Source organism: Gracilibacillus sp. D59 (assembly GCF_052246695.1).
GTDB lineage: Bacteria > Bacillota > Bacilli > Bacillales > Amphibacillaceae > Gracilibacillus.
This window is the reverse complement of the sequence record NZ_JBQQCK010000031.1, coordinates 1-1,496: the sequence shown is the minus strand read 5'-3', so window position 1 is coordinate 1,496 and position 1,496 is coordinate 1. Positions and strand designations below refer to the sequence as shown.

Below are 1,496 nucleotides of genomic sequence, written 5' to 3'. Positions count from 1 at the left end.
GGAAAGACCAGCTATGGAAAGTCAACCATAAAGAGTTATTTTTTAAAAATTATTTTTCATTTAAAAAAAGGCATGCGAAAATACACCTCCAGTGAGAGGTGTTTCGAAGGAAAGTATGTTCGATTCCCACTTACTTAACGTGTGGTTCATACGGCTTGTTATCTCGTAGTATGGCAAAAATAATATGTGTTAGCTTTCTAGCTACCGCTCCAACAGCTACGTAATGCCCTTTTCCTTTATCTTTTAACTTATTATAAAACTGTGATAATGCCGGATCACTCTGGCTTGCTGAAAAGGCGGCCCACCAAATAGCCCTTCGTAGGTAAGGAGAACCTCTTTTGGAGATGTGTATTTCGGTAGCGTTAAATTTGCCAGACTGTTTAACCGCGGGATCTAGGCCTGCAAATGCGACTAATTGTTCTGGGCGATCAAAACGTTCTATCGAGCCAATTTCACCTATGATAACAGCTGCTGTGACATCTCCAATGCCTTTTATAGTGGTTAAATAGGTTGCTTGTTGTTCGATGAGTACAGAAAGCTTTTCTTCAATCTGATGTATTTGACGATCTAGTAAAGAAAGTTGTTCAAGTAATAGATGGATTTGCGTTCGAAAAGAATCTGTGGCCATGGTAATGCCGAAGCTTTCTGCTGCAGATTCTTTAATCCTAGTCGCTTTTTCATGTGCTCTTTTTTGTCCATAGGATTGTTTACTGGCCTCATTTAAGAATGCAGCTAAGCTATCTGTATCAATGGTGTGTATGTCTTCTGGCATAGGATAATGAAAAAGCAATTCAGAAGAAGATGCCCCAAATACTTCGGAAAACAACTCTTCATATTCTGGGAAGACCTGGTCGAGAAGCGCTATGATCTTTCGTTTGATATCAGAACTTTGATCTACCAGGGAATAACGCAATCTTTCCAAATGCCTTATCTGAAGCAAATCTTCTTCAATAAAAGGTGTTGCTTCTGGAGCGTCAATTCGAATAACTTGAGCAATGAGAAAAGCATCACGAGTATCTGTTTTTGTCTTACGTATATAAAAATTTCGCAAAGCATCAGATTGTAACGGATTGAAGGCTGTTACCTTAAAACCAAGTTGGTAAAGATAAGTGAACACAGAAAGCCAATAATGCCCAGTCGCTTCTAAGCCACAAGCACAATTATCAGGGGTGAGTTGATGTTTGTTTACAAAAGCTAACAACTTGTCACTCCCGGGTTTGGAATTAGAAAAACGAAGTGTTTTTCCAATCGCATTACCTTGCTGGTCAATCACTCCGGCTTCATGTTCCTTTTTACCAATATCAATCCCTAAGTAGTACATGTAAACACCACCCGTATCATAGATTAATCAGAAAAGAGGAATCCTCCGCATCTTTATAGATATTCATGCTCGTTCGATATTCGACAACGTCTGTGTCATCCAGCTGATACGAATCATTCTATAAAGAAGGAGGCATCAGACTTTCCGACGAAGACTAAGCTTCAAGCGAAGTAAC

General features: G+C 39.4%; 1 protein-coding gene. It reads right to left on the bottom strand.

Translation table 11 applies throughout. The annotated features are described in order from the left end of the window. Positions 1-130: 130 nt before the first annotated feature. Positions 131-1,321 (bottom strand): IS110 family transposase, encoded by a 1,191-nt coding sequence (locus ACTWP4_RS22470; protein ID WP_443131019.1) that lies wholly within the window; start codon positions 1,319-1,321, stop codon positions 131-133. Positions 1,322-1,496: the final 175 nt, after the last annotated feature.

Excerpts from the sequence above, each read along its gene's own strand:
- ACTWP4_RS22470 (WP_443131019.1), bottom strand. The coding sequence starts at position 1,321 with ATGTACTACTTAGGGATTGATATTGGTAAAAAGGAACATGAAGCCGGA.